The 6094-nt window shown below is 39.5% G+C and carries 5 protein-coding genes; 3 read left to right on the forward strand and 2 right to left on the reverse strand.

Going from position 1 to position 6094, the window contains the following annotated elements:
- The first annotated feature begins 42 nt into the window (after positions 1-42).
- Together pnp and ACFIO3_RS07295 are read left to right on the forward strand one after the other, a co-directional pair.
- The gene (gene pnp, locus ACFIO3_RS07290; protein WP_375608024.1) at positions 43-2238 is read left to right on the forward strand and encodes a polyribonucleotide nucleotidyltransferase; all 2196 of its coding nucleotides are present in this window, start codon (positions 43-45) and stop codon (positions 2236-2238) included.
- Between the two features lie 71 nt (positions 2239-2309).
- Positions 2310-3305, forward strand: coding sequence for a class I SAM-dependent methyltransferase (locus ACFIO3_RS07295; RefSeq protein WP_375610548.1), 996 nt, complete (start codon positions 2310-2312; stop codon positions 3303-3305).
- A gap of 19 nt (positions 3306-3324) precedes the next feature.
- Here ACFIO3_RS07295 and hslU read toward each other — a convergent pair whose 3' ends face one another.
- Together hslU and hslV are read right to left on the reverse strand one after the other, a co-directional pair.
- Positions 3325-4635, reverse strand: coding sequence for an ATP-dependent protease ATPase subunit HslU (hslU, locus tag ACFIO3_RS07300; protein ID WP_375606778.1), 1311 nt, complete (start codon positions 4633-4635; stop codon positions 3325-3327).
- The gene (gene hslV / locus ACFIO3_RS07305) at positions 4636-5217 is read right to left on the reverse strand and encodes an ATP-dependent protease subunit HslV (RefSeq protein WP_012754621.1); all 582 of its coding nucleotides are present in this window, start codon (positions 5215-5217) and stop codon (positions 4636-4638) included.
- Between the two features lie 220 nt (positions 5218-5437).
- Here hslV and ACFIO3_RS07310 point away from each other — a divergent pair.
- On the forward strand, positions 5438-6094 hold a 657-nt coding region (locus tag ACFIO3_RS07310; protein WP_375704256.1), incomplete at its 3' end, for an asparaginase.

A 6094-nucleotide genomic window follows, 5' to 3' on the forward strand; every position in this document is an offset into this window, starting at 1 on the left:
TGAGCAATCAAAGATTTAAACACTGGTCATTAAGGATAAAAAATGTTTAAAACGCACAAGATAGAAATTGAATGGGCCGGGCGTCCGCTCACCCTTGAAACAGGGAAAATAGCGCGTCAAGCTGATGGTGCAGTGATTGCCACCTATGGAGAAACGATTGTCTTAGCTACCGTTGTATCAGCCAAAATCCCAAAACCAGACCAGGACTTTTTTCCACTCACCGTTAATTATCAAGAAAAATCCTATGCTGTTGGTCGAATACCTGGGGGCTATTTAAAACGTGAAAGTCGACCAAGTGAAAATGAAACTTTGGTTTCACGTTTGATTGATCGCCCAATTCGTCCCCTTTTCGTTGAGGGATATAAAAATGATACACAAGTTATTGTTTCCGTTATACAGCATGATCTCGAAAACAATCCCGATATCCTTGCAATGATTGCATCTTCTGCCGCATTGACCCTGTCAGGTGTTCCTTTCATGGGGCCTATAGCCGGTGCCCGCGTTGGCTATTGTAATGGACAATATGTTCTTAATCCTCATATCGATGAAATGCCTGAATCAAAACTTGATCTTGTTGTTGCTGGAACAGAAAGTGCTGTTTTGATGGTTGAATCAGAAGCACAAGAATTACCGGAAGATATCATGTTGGGAGCTGTGATGTTTGGTCACAAAGGCCTTCAACCTGTCCTTGATGCCATCATCAAGCTTGCTGAAGTTGCTGCAAAAGATCCTCGTGATTTTGTTCCTGAAGATCTTTCTGAACTTGAAAAAGCGGTGCAGAAAATGGCAGAACAGGATATACGAAAGGCTTACACAATTACTGATAAGCAAGAACGTTATGCTGCAATTGATGCTCTAAAAACAGAAATTATCAGTAAATTTATGCCAGAAACAGAAGACGACTGTCAATTCAGTGCAGATCAAATTGCAACCGTCTTTAAACAATTGCAAGCAAAAATTGTTCGTGGAAACATTCTTGATACCCAAAAGCGTATTGATGGACGCAATCTTTCTACCGTGCGCCCTATCCAATCAGAAGTAAGTATTTTACCCCGTACACATGGATCCGCACTCTTTACCCGCGGAGAAACACAAGCTATTGTCGTTGCAACATTGGGAACTGGTGAAGATGAACAATATGTTGATTCTTTAACGGGTATGTATAAGGAAACATTCCTCCTCCATTATAATTTTCCACCATTTTCCGTGGGTGAAACAGGACGCCTTGGTTCTCCTGGTCGTCGTGAAATTGGACATGGCAAATTGGCATGGAGAGCAATTCATCCCATGTTGCCAAATAAAGAATCTTTTCCTTATACCATTCGTGCTGTCTCAGAAATTACTGAATCCAATGGATCTTCTTCTATGGCAACGGTTTGTGGAACGTCACTTGCTCTCATGGATGCTGGTGTTCCTCTAGCACGCCCTGTTGCTGGTATTGCTATGGGCTTGATTAAAGAAGGAGAACGCTTTGCTGTTCTTTCTGATATTTTAGGAGATGAAGATCATCTTGGAGATATGGATTTTAAAGTCGCAGGAACAGAAAATGGTATTACTGCCTTGCAAATGGATATCAAAATTGATGGTATTACCGAAGAGATTATGAAAATTGCGCTTGAACAAGCCAAAGGTGGCCGAATCCATATCCTTAATGAGATGGCGAAAGCTTTAACCAGTGCACGTGCTGAGCTGAGTGAATTTTCTCCGAGAATCGAAGTTATGAATATTTCTGTCGATAAAATCCGTGATGTTATCGGCTCTGGTGGTAAAGTTATTCGGGAAATCGTGGAACAAACAGGAGCAAAAATTAATATTGAAGATGATGGTACCATTAAAATTGCTTCTGCTGATGCTAAAACCATTGAAGCGGCAAAACGCTGGATCCATTCTATTGTTGATGAACCTGAAGTTGGTGCTATCTACCAAGGAACAGTTGTAAAAACTGCAGAATTTGGTGCATTTATAAACTTCTTTGGTTCTCGTGATGGACTCGTTCATATCTCTCAACTTGCATCGGAACGTGTCGCCAAAACAACCGATATTATTAAGGAAGGCGACAAAGTTTGGGTTAAGTTAATGGGCTTTGATGAGCGTGGAAAAGTTCGGTTATCAATGAAGGTCGTTGATCAAACAACCGGAAAGGAAATCACCGGTGATAAAGCGATGAATGAAGAAAAGTGCGTGGATGAAAAAAAACAACCTGAAAATAAGCGCCGCCGTAAGAAAAAAGAAGAGTAAGCCTTTCTTCTTATCAATCATGAAATGCCATCCCAATATTGGAATGGCATTTTTCTTTGAAAGAGCCCTATGTGTTATTATTTTTGCCTTTTGAAAATCATGAACTCCCGTATCCAGATCCAAGCCAATGTTGGCTGAGTTTCGGTTTAACAGAAGTTCCGGCTCAAAAATGGGCGCAAAATTTAAAAATTATTACGCCTTGGCGACCAGATTTTTTAAAATTTGTCGATACTCAATTTCACTGCTCTCCTCAAATAGATAAAACTTTCAACTATGATGGTGCATTTTTACATTTGAGCAAATATCGTGGTTTTAATCAAAATTGTTTTCTTGATTTATTAGAATGCGTTAAACCCAATGGATGGGTTGTGATCAGTGGGAATAAAACTGCTGGTGCTGCTTCAATGATGAAATGGGTCAAAAATATTGTCCCCATCACCAATAAACTGTCTAAAAATCATGGTCTGGTATTTTGGCTGCAAGTTCCTCCACAAATAGAGAAACAGAATATTGTACAATTGCGCTCACCACCGCTTACTTTTGGTAAATTTCAAACTACTTCTGGTATGTTCTCACACGGTCGTATTGATCCAGGATCTGCTGCGCTTGCTTCTTATATGCTCAAAGTTATTTCTGGAAAAACAGCTGATTTTGGTGCTGGATGGGGTTATCTTTCTCACGTTGCGCTTGAAAGAAGTGAAAAACTCACTGCTCTCGACCTTTATGAAGCAGACTACAATGCTTTGAGAGCAGCAAAACAGCACCTTAAATCCATAACAACTCCTTTTCCAATTCATTTTTATTGGCACGACCTTGTACATGAACCTATCACAAATCTATATGACACAATCATTTCAAATCCACCGTTTCACACACAACAAACAACAGATGTTTCATTAGGAAAAAATTTTATTATAAATGCTGCAAAGTGCTTAAAGCCAAGCGGCAGTCTGCTTTTTGTTGCAAACCGCCACCTGCCTTATGAAACATTATTAAAAAATATTTTCCGCACAGTGTTGATACACGAACAACCCCATGGTTTCAAAATTATCGAAGCACGCAGATAAACAGAACAAGCAATAACTTTCAAAGAATAAAACGTGAAAGATCGATATCAGCAGCAAGCTCGCCAATAGATTTTCTCACGTAAGCAGCATCAATTGTAAATGTTGTTCCAGCTTTATCAGGCGCGGTGAAAGAAATTTCATCCAAAACGCGCTCCATCACTGTTTGCAAACGACGTGCCCCTATATTTTCAATCCTTGCATTTAAATCTACAGCAATATCTGCTAAAGCATCAATAGCATCATCTGTAATTTCCAAATGAACCTCTTCCGTTGCCATAAGAGCGATATATTGTTTAATCAAACTAGCTTCTGGTTCCGTTAGAATGCGTCGTAAATCTTCCCTTGTTAAAGGGTTGAGCTCCACACGGATGGGCAAACGTCCTTGAAGTTCCGGTAATAAATCAGATGGCTTGGAAACATGAAATGCACCTGAGGCAATAAAAAGAATATGATCGGTTTTTATTTGCCCATATTTTGTAGAAATTGTTGTTCCTTCAACCAAAGGCAAAAGATCCCGTTGAACGCCCTCACGCGAAACCGCAACACTTGCTCCACCATCCCTGGTTGCAATTTTATCAATCTCGTCGATAAAAACAATACCGTCATTTTCAGCAACACGAAGCGCCTCTTGAATAATTTGCTCCTGATCAAGGAGTTTTTCAGATTCATCATCAATGAGCGGCTTAAAAGCATCTCTTACTGTCGTCTTACGGACTTTTGTACGACTGCCCATTTTTCCCAAAATATCTGATAAATTCATAATACCCATTTGCGCCCCAGGCATACCAGGAATATCAAAGGTTGAAGCACTACTGCTATTATTATCGGCGACTTCAATTTCAATCTCTTTTTCATCTAATTCACCTTCACGCAATTTTTTACGAAAACTATCACGAGTAGTAGGACTTGCTGTTTTACCAACAAGGGCGTCTAAAACACGCTCTTCAGCATTCACGTGGGCCTTTTCTTTTATTTCATCCCGTTTCTTTTCACGCACAAGAGAAATGGCAATTTCAACAAGATCTCGAATAATTTGCTCAACATCACGTCCCACATAACCAACTTCAGTAAATTTAGTCGCTTCTACTTTAACGAAGGGTGCTCCAGAAAGTTTTGCTAATCGACGTGCAATACCAGTTTTACCAACACCTGTTGGCCCTATCATTAAAATATTTTTTGGCATAACTTCTTCACGCATCGGCTCATCAAGCTGTTGCCTACGCCACCGATTGCGCAGTGCAATAGCTACAGAGCGTTTGGCATCATTTTGGCCAATAATAAAACGATCAAGTTCAGAAACAGTCTCACGAGGGGAAAATACAACACACATTTAAATAGCTTTCTCTAAAGAAGATAATTCTGCATCCAATGTTTCAATCGTAAAATGATCATTGGTGTAAACACAAATTTTAGCGGCAATAGCCATAGCTTTACGAGCAATAGTTTCTGCATCCAAATCCAAATCCATGAGTGCACGCGCTGCTGAAAGAGCAAAATTTCCTCCAGAGCCAATTGCCATAACCCCATCTTCTGGTTCTAAAACATCACCAAGCCCTGTTAGAGCCAAAGTTACTTTCTTATCAGCCACGAGCATCATTGCTTCGAGACGACGCAAATAGCGATCTGTTCTCCAATCTTTTGCAAGTTCTACACAGGCACGCATAAGCTGATCAGGATATTGTTCAAGCTTTGTTTCCAATCTCTCCAGTAATGTAAAAGCATCTGCCGTAGCACCTGCAAAACCAGCAATAACCACTCCGTTCTTTCCAAGACGACGCACTTTACGTGCATTGCCTTTCATAATTGTCTGTCCAAGAGAAACCTGACCATCACCGGCCATCACGACTTTTCCACCTTTTCGTACCGTAATAATTGTTGTACCATACATTATGTCTGGCTTATGTTCTGTCATAAGGAAACTCCTTAATATTAACTTTACTTTTTAATATTGATTTCTTTTCATACAATGTAAAACTCAATTACTATTGTCCTATTTAAGAACATATACAGCAAAACACAATGATTCAGCATAACTCAATTTGTTGAAAATGGAAAAATGATATCATTGTTGTCAATGCAAATTACTGCTAAATAGCTTTATATAAACAGTTTGTGCTTTTTAGAGGAAAATTATGAAAAAAATAGCCATAGGGACCTTAGGTGGAACAATTGCAATGACGGCTGATAGTTTTGGTCACATGCAACCAACTTTAACTTCAGATAACCTCATAAAAAGTGTTCCTGCTTTAAATAACGTTGCTGATATTCATGCACAAACATTAATGCAAATACCAAGTGGATCTTTATCGTTTCAAATGCTTTTTGAAATAATTAAGTGGGCAAAACAACAAATAAACGCTGGTGCAGAAGGTATTGTTTTAACACAAGGGACTGATACTCTGGAAGAAACAGCTTTTTTTCTTTCTCTTTATTGGAAAGAAGCTGAACCTCTCATCATAACCGGTGCTATGCGCATGCCTCATGAAGCAGGAGCCGATGGCCCAGCTAATATTTTAGCAGCCACTCGCGTTGCGGCAGCCCCACAAAGTCGTAACAGAGGCGTTCTCGTTGTCATCAATGATACAATTCATTCACCTTATTGGCTCTATAAAAGCCATACCGTCAAAGTCGAAACATTTCAATCAGGTCTTGCAGGTGTTTTAGGAACTATTTTAGAGGAAAAACTTATTTATTTCAATGATCGAAAATTTTTCCCAAAAACGTTTGATTTTCCCCAAAACCATGATCATCAAATTGCACTCCTCTATTCCTCTTTATCTTCTGATGCA

This window comes from Bartonella sp. AD328YNZD, assembly GCF_042196425.1.

Coding starts and splice junctions, on each gene's coding strand:
- pnp (WP_375608024.1), top strand. CDS start 43: ATGTTTAAAACGCACAAGATAGAAATTGAATGGGCCGGGCGTCCGCTC.
- hslV (WP_012754621.1), bottom strand. CDS start 5,217: ATGACAGAACATAAGCCAGACATAATGTATGGTACAACAATTATTACG.
- hslU (WP_375606778.1), bottom strand. CDS start 4,635: ATGTGTGTTGTATTTTCCCCTCGTGAGACTGTTTCTGAACTTGATCGT.